Annotated in this window: 16 protein-coding genes; 7 read left to right on the top strand and 9 right to left on the bottom strand. The window is 30.7% G+C overall.

What is annotated here, in order from left to right:
- Positions 1 to 13: 13 nt before the first annotated feature.
- Positions 14 to 3424: a T9SS type A sorting domain-containing protein gene (locus BUC03_RS07085; protein WP_159432706.1), complete on the top strand. Its 3411-nt coding sequence runs from the start codon at positions 14 to 16 to the stop codon at positions 3422 to 3424.
- Between the two features lies 1 nt (position 3425).
- Here the strand turns inward: BUC03_RS07085 and BUC03_RS07080 are convergent, their stop codons facing one another.
- The gene (locus BUC03_RS07080) at positions 3426 to 3989 is read right to left on the bottom strand and encodes a pentapeptide repeat-containing protein (protein WP_073149721.1); all 564 of its coding nucleotides are present in this window, start codon (positions 3987 to 3989) and stop codon (positions 3426 to 3428) included.
- 64 nt (positions 3990 to 4053) lie between these two features.
- Positions 4054 to 5388, bottom strand: coding sequence for an adenylosuccinate lyase (gene purB / locus BUC03_RS07075; protein WP_073149719.1), 1335 nt, complete (start codon positions 5386 to 5388; stop codon positions 4054 to 4056).
- A gap of 157 nt (positions 5389 to 5545) precedes the next feature.
- On the opposite strand from purB, the gene BUC03_RS07070 reads away from it, so the two are divergent.
- Positions 5546 to 5731 carry a hypothetical protein gene (locus BUC03_RS07070; RefSeq protein ID WP_073149717.1) on the top strand — a complete coding sequence of 62 codons (186 nt, stop codon included), beginning with the start codon at positions 5546 to 5548 and terminating at the stop codon, positions 5729 to 5731.
- Here the strand turns inward: BUC03_RS07070 and BUC03_RS07065 are convergent.
- Together BUC03_RS07065 and BUC03_RS07060 are read right to left on the bottom strand one after the other, a co-directional pair.
- Positions 5721 to 6284: a hypothetical protein gene (locus BUC03_RS07065; RefSeq protein ID WP_073149715.1), complete on the bottom strand. Its 564-nt coding sequence runs from the start codon at positions 6282 to 6284 to the stop codon at positions 5721 to 5723. The two genes, BUC03_RS07070 and BUC03_RS07065, sit on opposite strands and share 11 nt — an antisense overlap.
- A 2-nt stretch (positions 6285 to 6286) precedes the next feature.
- Positions 6287 to 6967 carry an SIR2 family NAD-dependent protein deacylase gene (locus tag BUC03_RS07060; protein WP_073149713.1) on the bottom strand — a complete coding sequence of 227 codons (681 nt, stop codon included), beginning with the start codon at positions 6965 to 6967 and terminating at the stop codon, positions 6287 to 6289.
- A gap of 72 nt (positions 6968 to 7039) precedes the next feature.
- Here BUC03_RS07060 and BUC03_RS07055 point away from each other — a divergent pair, with 72 nt between their 5' ends.
- On the top strand, positions 7040 to 7699 hold the full coding sequence (locus tag BUC03_RS07055) for a TrmH family RNA methyltransferase (RefSeq protein ID WP_073149711.1): 660 nt from the start codon (positions 7040 to 7042) through the stop codon (positions 7697 to 7699).
- Here the strand turns inward: BUC03_RS07055 and BUC03_RS07050 are convergent.
- From BUC03_RS07050 to rlmH, 5 genes are all read right to left on the bottom strand, one after another.
- Complete coding sequence (locus tag BUC03_RS07050; RefSeq protein WP_084112846.1) at positions 7678 to 8541, bottom strand: hypothetical protein; 864 nt, start codon at positions 8539 to 8541, stop codon at positions 7678 to 7680. The genes BUC03_RS07055 and BUC03_RS07050 overlap by 22 nt on opposite strands.
- A 42-nt stretch (positions 8542 to 8583) precedes the next feature.
- On the bottom strand, positions 8584 to 9357 hold the full coding sequence (locus tag BUC03_RS07045; protein ID WP_073149707.1) for a carboxypeptidase-like regulatory domain-containing protein: 774 nt from the start codon (positions 9355 to 9357) through the stop codon (positions 8584 to 8586).
- A gap of 75 nt (positions 9358 to 9432) precedes the next feature.
- Positions 9433 to 11229: a DEAD/DEAH box helicase gene (locus BUC03_RS07040; protein WP_073149705.1), complete on the bottom strand. Its 1797-nt coding sequence runs from the start codon at positions 11227 to 11229 to the stop codon at positions 9433 to 9435.
- A 78-nt stretch (positions 11230 to 11307) separates the two neighbouring features.
- Positions 11308 to 11880 (bottom strand): non-canonical purine NTP diphosphatase, encoded by a 573-nt coding sequence (locus BUC03_RS07035; protein WP_073149703.1) that lies wholly within the window; start codon positions 11878 to 11880, stop codon positions 11308 to 11310.
- Between the two features lie 11 nt (positions 11881 to 11891).
- Positions 11892 to 12365: a 23S rRNA (pseudouridine(1915)-N(3))-methyltransferase RlmH gene (gene rlmH / locus BUC03_RS07030; protein WP_073149701.1), complete on the bottom strand. Its 474-nt coding sequence runs from the start codon at positions 12363 to 12365 to the stop codon at positions 11892 to 11894.
- Positions 12366 to 12414: 49 nt separating this feature from the next.
- Between rlmH and nadC the strand changes: the two genes are divergently transcribed.
- The 4 genes from nadC to BUC03_RS07010 are packed head-to-tail and all read left to right on the top strand — an operon-like array spanning position 12415 to position 15216.
- Positions 12415 to 13272, top strand: coding sequence for a carboxylating nicotinate-nucleotide diphosphorylase (gene nadC / locus BUC03_RS07025; RefSeq protein WP_073149699.1), 858 nt, complete (start codon positions 12415 to 12417; stop codon positions 13270 to 13272).
- A complete protein-coding gene (locus BUC03_RS07020) occupies positions 13273 to 14193 on the top strand; it encodes a YihY/virulence factor BrkB family protein (RefSeq protein WP_073149697.1) in 921 nt (306 codons plus the stop codon).
- A gap of 27 nt (positions 14194 to 14220) precedes the next feature.
- Positions 14221 to 14781 (top strand): chalcone isomerase family protein, encoded by a 561-nt coding sequence (locus BUC03_RS07015; protein WP_073149695.1) that lies wholly within the window; start codon positions 14221 to 14223, stop codon positions 14779 to 14781.
- A 9-nt stretch (positions 14782 to 14790) separates the two neighbouring features.
- The gene (locus BUC03_RS07010) at positions 14791 to 15216 is read left to right on the top strand and encodes a DUF2147 domain-containing protein (protein ID WP_073149693.1); all 426 of its coding nucleotides are present in this window, start codon (positions 14791 to 14793) and stop codon (positions 15214 to 15216) included.
- The last annotated feature ends 15 nt before the right edge of the window (positions 15217 to 15231 follow it).

The raw sequence follows: 15231 nt of genomic DNA, 5'->3' as shown, positions 1-15231 counted from the left end.
GGAACTTAGCTATATGAAAAACAATTACTACTTAGTATTTATTGCAATATTATTATCCATTTGTAGTCATTCTCAAGTTTGCAATCAATTACCATTATCTTTAACCCAGTCAATTTGTAATGAAGCTGACGCATATTTTATTAGTTCTTCTGTAATTACAGAATTATCTATTCAAGATTCTAACGGAGTAAAACAGACTGCTATTTGGTCTAACATACAAAATTTATATATAGACAGTAGTTGTACAATACCGTACACAGTTAATACTGCAGTTACAGAAGTATATTTTCTTAGTTCAACATCTTATGAGGTTTATAACAATACAGCAACTTATACGCAAACTGGTTGTACACAAGAATTTACTACCGAATTTAATCTTTATACAGATGGGTTGGCTCTAGATATTTTATGTTCTGGAACAAATTATACTGTAGCAGATTTATCTTTTCTAAATTACACGAATAGTCAAATTAACTTTTTTTCAGATGCTGCAGGTACTATTTCTTTATCATCTACAGATCCAGTTAGTGCTAATGATACATTATATGCTAGTTTTGGTAGTAGTTGTAGTTTGTTACCAGTATTATTAGGTATAAATACTGTTACTGCACCAATTGTAGAGCCTATACAATCATTTTGTAATCAAGCTTGGATAGATGCAGGTATAACATATAACGCTGCGAGTGTTGCAGATCTAGAAGCTTGTGGGGAGAATTTAACTTGGTACCAAGACTCATTAGGAACTTTAGTCGTTACTGACCCAAGTACGGAGTTGTTAGTAAATGGAGGTGTTTATTATGTAAGTCAAACTATTGGGGGTTGTGAAAGTAGTTTAGCCTCTATTACGGTTAGTGAAGTAAATAATGCTTGTTTTGAAAATAGTAGTTTAGAGTCTAACGATTTTACAAATTTCAGTTTCTTTCAAGGGGCTTCAATTCAAAAAACTTGTAGTTCTCCAGATTTATTTTCTTCTTCTACTTCTGTTTCTTTGAGCGCAACCATTAACGATACAAATAGTTTGGTTTCGATTGTAACAGAAGGTTATGATAATCATTTATTACAATATGGATATTCTTTAAGTAGGGTTAGCCCATTAGGTAATGTTTGCTCAGAATCCGCTATAAGATTAAATGATGTGAGAACATCAGCGTATGTTGGGTTGCAAAAAGATTTTATAGCAGGAGAAGTATTTAAGCTAGATTTTGCAGGAGTCTTTCAAAACCCATCGGGGCATGCCGGTATAGAGGCATACTATAAAATTTTAATAGAAAATTCTTGTGGAGATAAAATAGAAGAATGTCTAAGTGTAGATATGTTTGATTGTAGTAGTGTTGTTTTGCCATATGCAAGCTTTCCTACATCAGCTTATACGCCTTATGGTTATATAGACTGGAGTCAATTAATTATAGATACTTCTAATTTTGAAGGAGAAGCTGTTTCTTTACAGGTAATTGCTTCTAGTTGTGGTTATAGTGGTCATTATAGTTATATATATTTAGATAATTTATATGTTGGAGATAGTGCTGGAGTTAATACTAGTTCTTCTTTGTTTGCTTATACAAATGCAGAGGTTACTTCTACATCAGCAACCTATAACTCTTGTTCTTCATTAAATAATAACAGTGGAGGGTTAACCTATGATTGTACTTCTTCAAGTTTAGATATTTTAAATCCTACATTTCCTATAGCAGTTACAGTAGATTATGAGCTTCCTGTATCTAGTACTATAAATTCTTCTAGTCTTGAAATATATAATAACGGTAGTTTAGTAGGTACTGTAAATCCTACTCAAACCACTTCAAATCAACTAATTTATAATATAAATCAATCAGATCTTTCTGCAACATTATACGGAGATGCAGAAATAATTTCTTATTTAGACTATCAATCTACTTGTAATGCAGGAGCAACAACTGTATTAGGTCCAGCAATAACAAGCATTGTTAATTTAAAATCTTGTCCTATTTCGGGATGTCCTACAGATGTTATTCCTTGCTTGAATAGTAACACGGTAGATTTGACAACTGCAGAATCTGATATTTTGAATGGACAAGCTGCTTCAAATTACACAATAACCTATTATACTACAGAAACAGGTGCAATAGATCAAGTAAGTACAGATTTAATTTCTAATCCTACGATATATGATATAAGTTCTATTACAGCAAATACTACGCTTTATGCAAGATTAGAATATGATTATACTACGTTAGGGATTTCTAGTTTAACCGATTGTTATGATGTGATATCATTTACTTTGACTCCACCTGTACCTCATACTTTTTCAATTTCTGATATTAACTATTGTGATAGTTTTTCTAACTCACCAGTTGTAGATTTAACTGTAAATGAAACCGAAATACTAATGGGACTTAATGCTAATGATTTTCAGATTGAATATTATGAAAATTTAGCTGATGCAAATAGCGGAACAAATAGTATAGCATTACCAAATCAATATTCTTTATTAAATTCTAATCAAACTATCTATATAAAATTAAATTCAAATACTAATTCTTGTAGTTACATAGAGAGCTTTCAAGTAAAAGAGCATCAATTGGTAAATTACACTACAAGTATATCGTATGAAGTTTGTGATGATGATAATCCTGCAGATGGGTTTTATAGTTTTGATTTAAGCTTAATTACGAGTCAAATTAACACCACCTTACAAGGGAATTATCAAATAGAATATTATTTAACTCAAGCAGATGCTCAGGCTCAACAAAATTCTTTAACGGGTAATTATACTAACATAACAGCTTTTGCGCAAACTATATATGCTAGTATATCTGATACTTTTGTAGTTTGTAATACCATATTACCAGTAGATTTGAGTGTGATTTCGGGTCTTAAACCTTCTTCAACCCCGGTACCAAGTAATAATAATACGGCAGTTACTTTATCTGAAGAAACTGTAAACGGTAAAACAGAGTATTTTTACATTTTCCAATGGACGCCTGAATCTGATTTAATTTGTCTTGATAATAGTCAAGAAGAGTTTATGTTTAATTTAGGTACATCTGCCACCAATTTTAATATAGTATCTGAAGTAGTTAGTACCAATAGCAAGAAAATTTACTTAGATCATAATACAGATTATTACTGGCAAGTAATACCATTAGATGGTAATAATCAGTATAACGGAACTGTTGAAACTTGGCATTTTAAATCATCTACCTTAAATGTAAATGATTTTGAATCATCAAACTTTACTTATTATAATGATAGTAGTAAGTTAAGTTTAGATTCAGATCAATTTATAGAAAATATTCAGATTTATGATTTAACAGGAAAGAAAGTTATATCTAAAAATATAAATAGTAATAATCCTGAAATAGATATTTCTAGTTTATCTACAGGAGTTTATATTGCTAAAATTTTGATGGATAATAACTATAAAACAATTAAAATTTTAAAATAAACTAACTAATCTTCAATCCATAACTTAAAAGCAGTCCGCTGAGGTTATCTTTAGCAAAATGGGCTGCTTTTATTTGATTTTGCTCTGGGTGAATATGAAAGTTTTGTGCGGTTGTAAAATTACATTTACTAAGGTTAGTTCTATCAAAAATAGCATCGGTTAAAGTTGTATTCTCAAAATTGCTATTTTCTAGATTAGCTTCTGTAAAATCTACACTTATTAATTTACAATCTTTAAAATTGGTGTTTTTCATTTTTCGTTGAAAGAAAGAAGAAAAATTCAGCTGACAGTTTATAAAATTAACCGCAAAAAGAAAATCGTTACAAGCATCAAAACGTAAACCTAGTAGTTTACAATCTTTAAAAATTGCCTGATTAAAGCTAGTATCTGTTAGGGTAGCAAGACTTAAGTCACAAGTAGTAAAATCACACTCTAAAAAGTTATAGCCTGTTAAATTCATTTTACCAAAGTTGCAATTACTAAAACTGCAATTATCAAATTCCGCTAACTCATGGCGAGTTGTAAAATCTATATTTTCAAAATTTTCGTCTTGGTAAAATTTCATAATAAAAATTAAAAGCTCGAAGTTAATTAACTTCGAGCTTTTATATTAATTTAATGAAGAATTTTTAAATCCCCGTATAATTCTGCGGAGTAATTACTTTTAATTCTGCTTTTATTTCTTCAGAAACATCTAAAGTTTCAATAAAATCTGCAATACTTTTTGCAGTAATTTTCTCATTGGTTCTGGTTAAACCTTTTAAAGCTTCATAAGGATTTGGATAAGCCTCACGACGCAGAATAGTTTGTATCGCTTCAGCAACAACAGCCCAGTTATTTTCTAAATCTTGGTGAAGTTTATCTTCATTTAGTAATAATTTGTTTAATCCCTTTAATGTAGATTGAAAAGCAATAATTGTATGTCCTAATGGCATACCAATGGTTCTTAAAACCGTACTATCTGTAAGATCACGTTGTAAACGACTCACAGGTAATTTTGCTGCCAAGTGTTCAAACAAAGCGTTTGCAACTCCTAAGTTACCTTCACTATTTTCAAAATCAATAGGGTTTACTTTATGTGGCATTGCAGAAGAACCAACTTCTCCTTTTTTAATTTTTTGCTTAAAATAATCCATAGAAACGTATGTCCATACATCTCTGTCTAAATCAATTAAAATGGTATTAATACGTTTTAAAGCATCAAAAGCGGCAGCCATATAATCGTAATGTTCAATTTGAGTAGTAGGGAAAGAGTGTTTCATCCCTAAACTTTCTACAAATTTAGTTCCAAATGCTTTCCAATCTATAGATGGGTAAGCTACTTTATGTGCGTTGTAATTTCCTGTTGCTCCTCCAAATTTAGCTGCAGTTGGAGTGTTTACTAAAGTTTTTATTTGTTCTTCTAGTCTTACTACAAAAACATCAATTTCCTTACCTAAGCGAGTAGGAGAGGCTGGTTGACCGTGTGTTCTAGCAAGTAACGGAATCTCTTTCCAGTCTTCTGCCATTTCTTTTAGCTTGTCTAACACCTCATTTAATAGAGGATAATAAACTTGCTCTATAGCATCTTTTAAACTTAAAGGTACAGAGGTGTTATTAATATCTTGAGAAGTTAAGCCAAAATGAATAAATTCTTTGCTCTCGGTTAAACCAAGCTCATCCATTTCTTTTTTAATAAAATACTCTACCGCTTTTACATCATGGTTAGTTACGGCTTCTATGTCTTTTACTGCTTGTGCATCTTCTGTAGAAAATTTTTCATAAATCTCTCTTAGTTTAGGAAAATAAGAGGCATCTACTTTTTCTAGTTGAGGTAATGGTAATTCACAAAGAGCAATAAAGTATTCAATTTCTACTTTAACTCTGTATTTAATAAGGGCTTCTTCACTAAAAAATGGAACAAGATTCTTGGTTTTGGAAGCATATCTTCCGTCTATTGGTGAAATGGCCTGAAGCGGATTCATAAGTTTATTTTAGAAAATTAAAGGCGTAAAGATAAAACTTAACGGCAAGCTAAAAAATAGATTTCACAACTATTTGAAAGTTATCTAATAATGAAATTTTAAATCTTAACATTTTTTTTAGATTTAATTTGTATCTTTCTCATCTTAAATTAAATAGATGATTGCTAAAGAAGTTTTAAAAAAAGAGTTAGAAAACTATCCTGACTATTTTACTATTGATGAATTGGTAGGAAGACTTATTGTTTTAGAAAAAAGACAACGACAAAAATCTGATGTAAAGAAATTAGGGAAAATATCTGTGAAAGAATTAGACTTAGAGATAGAGAAGTGGTTTAAAATGTAGTTTTGTTTATATTTTTTAAAATTTGTCTGGCTCTAGCTTTATAACCAGCAGATCCACTTGCGTAGTTTTGTTCTAAAATTGATTTTAATTCTGGGTGCACCCAATCATTTTCTTTTCCTAACAAATACAAAGTTAGCATACTATATGCTTGGGGAGCCATTTTTTGCGGGGTAATTAACCAATCAAAACAAATACTTATTATTTTTTCTTGATCTTTTGGTTGAAGTTGAATTTCTTTTTCTTCACTAAAATAATTCAGTGTCCATAATTCAAATATTTTAGCCAAAGGCCTAACAACATCTTCTAATTTTGCAGTTTCTGCTAGTTTAATTATTTCTTTTTTATGCTGAAAAATTAAAAGTGCATTTATCTTACAAACCAACTCTAGTACACGTGTTGCTTTACCACTTACTTTTTTAGAATTTTTTTTTGAAATAGCAAGAACATTTTTAATAAGATCAGGTTGTGCTAAAATTTTTTGCGTAGTTATTTTCCTGTTTTCTGGCTGCGCATTAATTTTTAATAATTCTTCTAAAAGTTCTTGGCTGTTCATTATTATTGCTTTGTTAGTTTGTCTACCAAATTAACCACTCCTACAGAAGCATTTTCTGCAATCACTTTAATTTTGTCTGAAGAATTTATAGATGGTTTTGGGTCTATAAAATAAATAGGAGTATCGTCTGGGGCATAATCTATTAAACTAGCGGCAGGGTAAACTTGCATAGAGGTACCAATAATAATAAGAATATCTGCTTGCTGTACTTTTTCTACCGCAACTTCTAGCATAGGTACTTGCTCGCCAAACCAAACTATATGAGGTCTTAATTGGTGATTGTGTTCACAAAAATCGCCCGTTTTTAAATCACCTTTCCAATCTAATACTAAATCTTTATCAAAAGTGCTTCTTACCTTAAATAACTCTCCGTGCAAATGAGTTACATTTTTACTGCCTGCGCGTTCATGTAAATCGTCTACATTTTGAGTAATAATCTCTACGTGATATTTTTCTTCTAAATCTACTAATGCATAATGTGCAGGGTTTGGCTTTACTTCATTTAATTGTCTTCTTCTTTTATTATAAAAATCTAATACTAATTCTTGATTGTTTTCCCAACCTTTTGGTGATGCTACCTCCATAACATCATGCCCTTCCCATAAACCATTATCATCTCTAAAAGTTTTTATACCACTTTCTGCACTTACTCCAGCTCCAGTTAAGACGACTATGTTTTTCATTATTTTCTTTTTTAAATAGAAAGACTAAAGTTAAAACTTAAATTTTAACTAAAAAATTCTACTTTCGCAGTTATGAGAGATCAAAAGCTTTTAGATTACTTAGAAACGTATTTAACGCCAAGACGTAGAGGTCTTTTTGATAAAGTTTTAGCAGAGAGAACCAACCATTTTACAGTTGCAACAGAAGATGTTTACCAATTACACAACACCAGTGCTGTAATAAGAAGTTGTGATGTTTTTGGTGTACAAAATGTACATATTACAGAAGAAAGAAACGTAAAAAGTATTGATAGAGAAATAGCCATGGGTGCTCAAAAATGGGTAAACATAAATCGTTATCACAAAGCATCAGATTCTGTTAAGCATTTAAAAGAAAAAGGTTATAAAATTATAGCTACTACACCTCATAACGATGCTTGTTTACTAGATGATTTTGATATTACACAACCAGCAGCTCTTTTTTTTGGTACAGAAACACAAGGATTGAGTGAAGAGTTAATGAATAATGCAGACGGTTTTTTAAAAATACCAATGGTAGGTTTTACAGAGAGTTTAAATATTTCTGTTTCTGCAGCAATCATTTTACAGCACATTACTTCTAGACTTAAGCAAAGCTCTATTGATTGGAAGCTTTCTGCGGAAGAAATTTATGATATAAGGATGAAGTGGACTACAAATACTATAAAAAGTAGTGAACAGATTATTGAGCGTTATTTAAGAGATAACTCGTAAAGATTTCTACCTTTCTTTTTACCTTCTTGCTCATCTGCAATGTAAGCAGTGTGATTTTTTTTGTAGCAAATACTTTCTTTTTGGGTGTTTTTACCAGAAAGTTTATATTTTTTTATATCACCATTAAAAAACTTATTTGTGTTGAAGTTACTTAACTTCCAAACATATTTTTCGCTTAGTAATAAAATTTCGTTTTTAGTTTTATTATAGGTAGCAGAAGTAATCCAGCATTTATGAGTACCAGTAGTACAGGTTTTAAAACTATCTATTTTTTTAGCTTTGTAATTACCAGGCTTAGCAGGTAATTGGTATAAATTTACCGTACCATCTGAGTTTTTACTGCGGTTTTTAGTGAAAATATATAGAAAACCATCTTTATAAATAAATGCCTCTGAACCAAAATTTCTATTTTTCTTATTAGAAGGAAACTCGGTTTGATCTTCAAAAGAAAAATTAATTTTACCAGCTTTTGCTTTATCACCTTGGTTTAAAAAGTCTTCTACTATGTAAATTGTAAGGTCTTTTCGGTCATTATCATTATTTCCAAAATCGCCAATATATAAGGTACCTTGATCATCTTTCGCTAAATCTTCCCAATCTATATTGCTAGCATTTTTTATTTCTACTTCTTTTTCTATTTTTCCATCTGTATTTATACCATATACTACAGGTAAATTACCAGAATCATTAACAGCCCAAAGTAGGGGAGAGTTATCTAATTTTTCTAATCCGCTAATTTCATCTAAATGTTTAGATATTTTGGCTATTTTTTTTAAGGAGTTTTTTTGCCCAAAACTAAGTTGAAAGAAAGTTATAAATAGTATAAAAATAAGCTTTTTCATTATTCATGGTTTATAAAGAATAATTCAAAATTTATGCCGTGTTTATTTTCTTTTTTTGAGAACTCTATATTCTTCATAACAACCACTAATGGCATCTAGTATTTGTAGATCGTTAGCAGATTTGATAAAACTCTCTGAATAGTTACAATTCTGTAAAATTTCATCTATATCCACTCTTGTCACTTGTAAAAGTGCGGTTAAGGTTTCTCTATTAAATTTTTTAGCTAAAAGATTTCTAATTTCATCATCTTCTTTCATTTTACGCAACTTTTTCATTTGTTGCGGTTTTTTTCCGAAGATATTGTAAAGAAAATCTACTGGATTAAAAATAGATTCCATAGTTCTGGTAAAAGCACCAGGTTGGCTTGCTCCAGCTTCGTAACCGTAGTTTAAACCAGAAATGCTGTACCGGTGATTTTCGTAGATAGGAATGTTTTTAGCGTCTATTTCTAAATATCCTGTAAGTTTTAATGGTTTTATAGTAACTTCTTCTAGGGCTATACCTATTTCTGTCATTTTAATTTTAACCTCTCCAAACTTTTTCCAGTCGTTGGTTACTCTTACTTCTATAGATTTGTAACCTAGGTAAGAGAAGAAAAGAGTATCATTAATTGCTGCTTTAATTTTAAATTCACCTTTGCTGTTGGTAACTGTACCAATAACTTCGTTAAGGTTAACAATATTTACGTCTTCAATAGGCAGGTCGTTTGCAGCATTAAGAACTCTACCGTTTACATAAACGGTAGAGTCTGTTTGTTGACTTATACCTAAAAAACTAAAAAGTAATATAGGAATTAAAAAGAGGAATTTTTGCATGATAAGATTCTAGAAAAGAAAAATAAAAATTATTTAATCAATAGACTTCATTAAATGCTAAAAATTACAATTCTATTAAGAATTTTTATTTCTTCTTCTACTTATAGAGCTTTTGATGTTAGATTTTCTTCCGCCACCACTGCTCTCAGAGCTTCCTCTTCTAGAAGAAGATCTTCTTCCTCCATCTGATGAGCTACTACTACTTCTTTTAAAATTATTATTTCTACGGCCACCGCTTTTACCGCCACCGCTTCTGCCTTTACGGTTTCTACCACCACCGCCTTGGCTTTTTGTTTCTTCTACATTTACATTTCTACCTTCGTGTTGGTAGTTTTCAAACGCAGCTAGTACTTTGTCTTTTTCTGCTGTGTCTGTATTAAAGAAAGAGAAACTATCTTTTACATCTACTCTAGATACAGCATCTCTACCTAAGTCTAGGTGCTCTTTTAAGAAGTCTTTTAAAGACATCCAGTCAAACCCATCTTTAGATCCAATATTAATAAAGTATCTTGTAGAGTCTCCATCATCACTAAAACTATCGTTTTTAGCTTTGCTATTTAAGTCTGAAGCGTTTTTGTAGTAATTGAAGAATCTTGTAAATTCTACAGAGAAGAATTTTTTAATTAGTTCTTCTTTAGAAGAGTCTTTTAAAATTTCTTCTAATTGAGGTAAAAATTTATCAATCTCTGTATTGATAGTAGTATCTTTAATACTGTTAGCTAGGTGAAACAGTTGTACTTGACAAATTTCTTCACCACTAGGTATATCTTTTTGTTCAAAAGATTGTTTTATAATTCTTTCTATACCTTTAATTTTTCTAACCTCGCTTCTAGAAACAATAACCATAGAAACACCACTTTTACCTGCACGACCAGTACGACCACTACGGTGAGTGTAAGTTTCTATTTCATCTGGTAATTGGTAGTTTATTACGTGCGTAATATCATCTACATCAATACCACGGGCAGCAACATCTGTTGCTACAAGCATTTGTATTTGGCGAGATCTAAAACTCTTCATTACTAAATCACGTTGATTTTGACTTAAATCTCCGTGAATAGCACCAGCGCTATACCCATCTTCAATTAATCTTTCTGCTACTTTTTGTGTATCACGTTTGGTTCTACAGAAAATTACAGAAAAGATATCTGGGTTTGCATCTGCTAATCTTTTTAATGCTTGGTAGCGATCTCTACCAGAAGTAATATAATACTCGTGAGAAACGTTTTTAGATCCTTCATTTTTAGAACCTACTGTAATTTCTTGAGGTTCTTTCATGAATTTTTTAGCAATTACTGCTACTTCTTTTGGCATAGTAGCACTAAAAAGCCATGTTTTCTTTTCTTTAGGGGTATGAGATAAGATATCTGTAATATCTTCAAAAAATCCCATATTTAGCATTTCATCTGCTTCATCTAAAACACAGTAGTTAATTTCAGAAATGTCAATCATTCCTCTTCCTACCATATCTTTCATACGTCCTGGAGTAGCAACTATAATTTGAGCTCCTCTTTTTATTTGGCGCTCTTGGTCTGTAATACTAGACCCTCCATAAATTGCAACTGTATTTAGTTGCTTAATGTATTTAGAGTAATTTTTTAATTCGTTGGTAATTTGTAAGCACAACTCTCTAGTTGGTGATAAAATTAACCCTTGAGTTTTTTTACTACTTGCATTTATTTTTTGAATTAGTGGAAATCCAAATGCTGCGGTTTTTCCTGTACCAGTTTGTGCTAAAGCAACCAGATCTGTTTCGTTTTGTAATAAAATTGGTATCGCTTGCTCTTGGACGGCACTAGGAGATTCAAACCCCATATCATTAACAGCATTCACGATTTCGGCATTAAGCCCTAATTGTTCAAATTTGTTCATATAAAAAATAAAATAAGCTGCAAAGGTAATGATTCCTTTACAGCTTCTGCTATAAATAGTTAAGTAATAAAATATTTTTTATTTAGCTAAATATTCTGTTAGTTGATTAAAGGCTCTGGCTCTGTGGCTAATAGTACTTTTTTCAGATAATGTCATCTCTGCAAAAGTGATGCTATAGCCTTCTGGTTGAAAAATGGGATCATAGCCAAAACCTTCGGTTCCTTTTCTGTTTTTGGTTATTTCCCCAGAGCAAATTCCTGTAAAAAGTTGTTCTTCTTTGTTTAGTGTTAAAGCAATCACAGTTTTAAATTGTGCTTTGCGATTACTTTTACTTTCTAATTTTTCTAGTACTTTGTTAATATTTGCATCACTACTTTTATCTTCTCCTGCGTATCTTGCTGAGTATACACCAGGTTCACCGCCTAATTCTTCAATTTCTAAACCTGTATCATCTGCAAAACAGTCGTAGTTATAATTTTCTTTTACGTATTGAGCTTTAATTAGTGCATTCCCTTCAATAGTAGTGGCGTTTTCTTCAATATCTTCTGTGCAGCCAATATCATCTAGAGAAAGTAATGTGATGTGTTTAGGTAATAGACTTTCAATTTCTTTAAATTTATTTTTGTTGTGTGTAGCAAATACAAGTTTCATAGTTCATTTTTTTATTGGTGGTGGTATGGTTCGTTTTTTAATATGGTAAAAGCACGGTATAATTGCTCTGTAAAAAATAGACGTACCATTTGGTGAGAAAACGTCATGCTAGATAATGATATTTTTTGATTAGCACGTTTATATACTTCTTCAGAAAAGCCATATGGACCACCAATTACAAAAATAAGTTGTTTCATGCCGGTATTCATTTGTTTTTGAAGCCATTTAGAGTAACCTATAGAGGTGAAGTTTTTCCCATTCTCATCTAATAAAACTAATAAGTCTGATGTATTAGTTTTGGCTAAAATTAATTCTCCTTCTTTTATTTTCTGAAGATTTTCATCTAGTTTCTTTGTTTTTTTTATGTCAGGAATTATTTCAATTTCAAATTTACAGTAGTGCTTCAACCTATTGAAATATTGATCTATAAGCTTTTGTAAATCTTTATCGTCTGTTTTTCCTATAGCTAGTAATTTAATAGTCATCTTTACAGTTAGCAATTACTTTGTTACATTAGCAAAAATAACCTGAATTATGATTACACAAGAACAATTTAAGAAAGAAATAGATATCATTATAAAAAATGCCATTAGAGAAGATGTAGGTGATGGTGACCATAGTTCTTTGGCTTGCATACCTGGTTATGCTACCGGAAAGGCAAAATTATTAGTGAAAGATAATGGTATTGTAGCTGGAGTAAACTTTGCTTGTCAAGTTTTTCAATATGTAGACCCTAATTTAGTTATCGAGAAATTTATTAACGATGGTGAGCAAATTGTAAATGGAGATATTGTACTTTATGTGTCTGGTAATAGTCAATCAATATTAAAAGCAGAAAGATTGGTTTTAAATGCAATGCAACGTATGAGCGCTATTGCAACAAAAACTCACGAATTTGCCAAATTATTGAGAGGTACCAATACCAAAATTTTAGATACTCGTAAAACAACTCCTGGTATAAGAGCTTTAGAAAAATGGGCGGTGAAAATTGGAGGAGGAGAAAATCACAGGTTTGCATTATATGATATGGTGATGCTAAAAGATAATCATATAGATTTTGCAGGCGGTATTACTATGGCAATAGATAAAACAAAAGCATATTTAAAAGAAAACAACTTAGATTTAAAAATAATTGTAGAAGCAAGAGATCTTCAAGAAATTGAAGAAATTTTAAGTAATACAGGTGTACATAGAATTTTAATTGATAACTTTAATTATGAAGATACTAGAAAAGCAGTACAAATGATTGGAGATAAATGTCAAACAGAATCTAGTGGAGGTATTACTCTAGAAACTGCTAAGAAATATGCAGATTGTGGAGTAGATTTTATTTCTAGTGGGGCGTTAACGCACTCTGTTTATAATTTAGATTTGAGTTTAAAGGCAGTATAAATGTCTGAAGAAGTAGAAAATACACTAAAAAAAATACCAATACTTAGTTGGTTTGTTAGGCAAGCTAAAAAAGTAATTTTACCAGGTTTAGAGGGTTTGTCTCTTTATGATTTATGGGAAATATATTCTGTAGGGATTATTAAAGGGACTTTTTCTACTCGAGCAGGATCTATAGCTTTTAGCTTTTTTATGGCTATCTTTCCTTTTTTACTGTTTATTCTTAATCTTATACCTTACGTATGGTTTATAGATGATTTTCAATTGGAGGTTTTAGCTTTTATGGATACGCTTTTACCACCACAAACTTCTGGTTTTTTTAATGATGTCTTTGCAGATATTGTAAACACTCCAAGAGCAGGACTTTTGTCTTTTGTATTTATTTTATCTATTTTTTTAATGAGCAACGGTATAAATGCAATTTTTACAGGTTTTGAGTTTTCTTACCACACCACCATTAATAGATCTATAATTAGACAATATTTTGTTGCATTAGGTACTTCTATAATTATAGCACTAATGTTGTTAATAGCTGTAATTGTATTTGTGTATTTAACCTATATCATAGAAAATCTAAAATCTATGGGGATATTCTCAGATAATTTAATTTGGGCACAAATAGGGAGATATCTTATTTTTATATTACTTATTTACAATGCAGTAGCAACATTGTATTACTTTGGTACTAAAGAGGGTAGAAAATCTAGGTACTTTTCTGTCGGAGCTGTATTTACTACCATATTAATTATGGTAACTACATTTTTATTTTCTATTTATATTGAAAACTTTAGTACTTATAATAAGTTGTATGGTTCTATTGGAGCACTGCTAATTATGATGGTATATATATGGCTAAATGCAAATATTTTATTGTTAGGTTTTGAATTAAATGCTTCAATTAACCGATTAAAACAAAATTTTTAATATTTTAAGGGTCTAAAATTTACGAATATGAAAAAAATAACATCAATTATTATGATTTTGTTTGTGGTTGGATTTACGCAAGCACAAAAAAAAGTAGGCGGAGTAACCTTACCAGCAGCAGAAACTTTTGGAGAAATTAACGTAAAGTTAAACGGAGCTGGCGTTAGAGAAAAACTTTGGATAGATCTATATGCAGCAGGTTTGTATCTAGAAAAACCATCTAAAAATGCACAAGAGATTGTAAGTGCAGATAAACCCATGTCCATAAAATTACATATTGTTTCTAAACTAATTAGTAGTGATAAAATGATTGATGCGGTAGAAGAAGGGTTTGAAAACGCAACTAACGGAAATACTTCTGCTATAGATTCTAGAATCAAGAAGTTTATTTCTTTTTTTAATGAAGAAATTACTAAAGGAGATATTTTTGATATTACCTACCAACCAGGTAAAGGTGTAGTTGCTTATAAAAATGGAAAAGAAAAAGGCACCATTGAAGGTATGGATTTTAAAAAAGCATTATTTGGTATTTGGTTATCTAATAAGCCTGCAGATGACGATCTAAAAGATGCAATGTTAGGTAAATAATTACTATGTATGCGTTTAAAATGGGTGCTTGTTGTTTTTATGCTGTTTCCTTTTTTCGTGATTTCACAAGAAATTACCGGAGAATGGCAGGTTATAGAAAAAGAAACAGGAGAAGCTAAATCTATTGTAAAAATATACCAAGAGAATAATAAACTCTACGGAAAAGTAATCCGTATTTTAAACGAAGAAAAAAGAACTAAACTTTGCACTAAATGTAAAGGGCAAGACAAAAATAAAAAAATAGAAGGTTTAGTTTTAATGAAGCATTTTACAAAAGAAGGGCATACATATATTAATGGTACAATTACAAATCCAGACGATGGTAAGGTGTATCGTTCTAAAATGTGGTTAGATAAAGACAACCCTAACTTATTAAATGTAAGAGGGTATATAGGTATATTCTATAAAACTGTACAATGGCAAAGGTTCCCTTAAAAAAAAGCGCTTGAT

Source organism: Mesonia phycicola, from assembly GCF_900141885.1.
GTDB classification, from domain to species: Bacteria; Bacteroidota; Bacteroidia; order Flavobacteriales; family Flavobacteriaceae; genus Mesonia; species Mesonia phycicola.
This window is presented reverse-complemented; position numbering and strand designations above follow the sequence as displayed.

Excerpts from the sequence above, each read along its gene's own strand:
- BUC03_RS07085 (WP_159432706.1), top strand. The coding sequence starts at position 14 with ATGAAAAACAATTACTACTTAGTATTTATTGCAATATTATTATCCATT.
- BUC03_RS07080 (WP_073149721.1), bottom strand. The coding sequence starts at position 3,989 with ATGAAATTTTACCAAGACGAAAATTTTGAAAATATAGATTTTACAACT.
- purB (WP_073149719.1), bottom strand. The coding sequence starts at position 5,388 with ATGAATCCGCTTCAGGCCATTTCACCAATAGACGGAAGATATGCTTCC.
- BUC03_RS07070 (WP_073149717.1), top strand. The coding sequence starts at position 5,546 with ATGATTGCTAAAGAAGTTTTAAAAAAAGAGTTAGAAAACTATCCTGAC.
- BUC03_RS07065 (WP_073149715.1), bottom strand. The coding sequence starts at position 6,284 with ATGAACAGCCAAGAACTTTTAGAAGAATTATTAAAAATTAATGCGCAG.
- BUC03_RS07060 (WP_073149713.1), bottom strand. The coding sequence starts at position 6,967 with ATGAAAAACATAGTCGTCTTAACTGGAGCTGGAGTAAGTGCAGAAAGT.
- BUC03_RS07055 (WP_073149711.1), top strand. The coding sequence starts at position 7,040 with ATGAGAGATCAAAAGCTTTTAGATTACTTAGAAACGTATTTAACGCCA.
- BUC03_RS07050 (WP_084112846.1), bottom strand. The coding sequence starts at position 8,541 with ATGAAAAAGCTTATTTTTATACTATTTATAACTTTCTTTCAACTTAGT.
- BUC03_RS07045 (WP_073149707.1), bottom strand. The coding sequence starts at position 9,357 with ATGCAAAAATTCCTCTTTTTAATTCCTATATTACTTTTTAGTTTTTTA.
- BUC03_RS07040 (WP_073149705.1), bottom strand. The coding sequence starts at position 11,229 with ATGAACAAATTTGAACAATTAGGGCTTAATGCCGAAATCGTGAATGCT.
- BUC03_RS07035 (WP_073149703.1), bottom strand. The coding sequence starts at position 11,880 with ATGAAACTTGTATTTGCTACACACAACAAAAATAAATTTAAAGAAATT.
- rlmH (WP_073149701.1), bottom strand. The coding sequence starts at position 12,365 with ATGACTATTAAATTACTAGCTATAGGAAAAACAGACGATAAAGATTTA.
- nadC (WP_073149699.1), top strand. The coding sequence starts at position 12,415 with ATGATTACACAAGAACAATTTAAGAAAGAAATAGATATCATTATAAAA.
- BUC03_RS07020 (WP_073149697.1), top strand. The coding sequence starts at position 13,273 with ATGTCTGAAGAAGTAGAAAATACACTAAAAAAAATACCAATACTTAGT.
- BUC03_RS07015 (WP_073149695.1), top strand. The coding sequence starts at position 14,221 with ATGAAAAAAATAACATCAATTATTATGATTTTGTTTGTGGTTGGATTT.
- BUC03_RS07010 (WP_073149693.1), top strand. The coding sequence starts at position 14,791 with ATGCGTTTAAAATGGGTGCTTGTTGTTTTTATGCTGTTTCCTTTTTTC.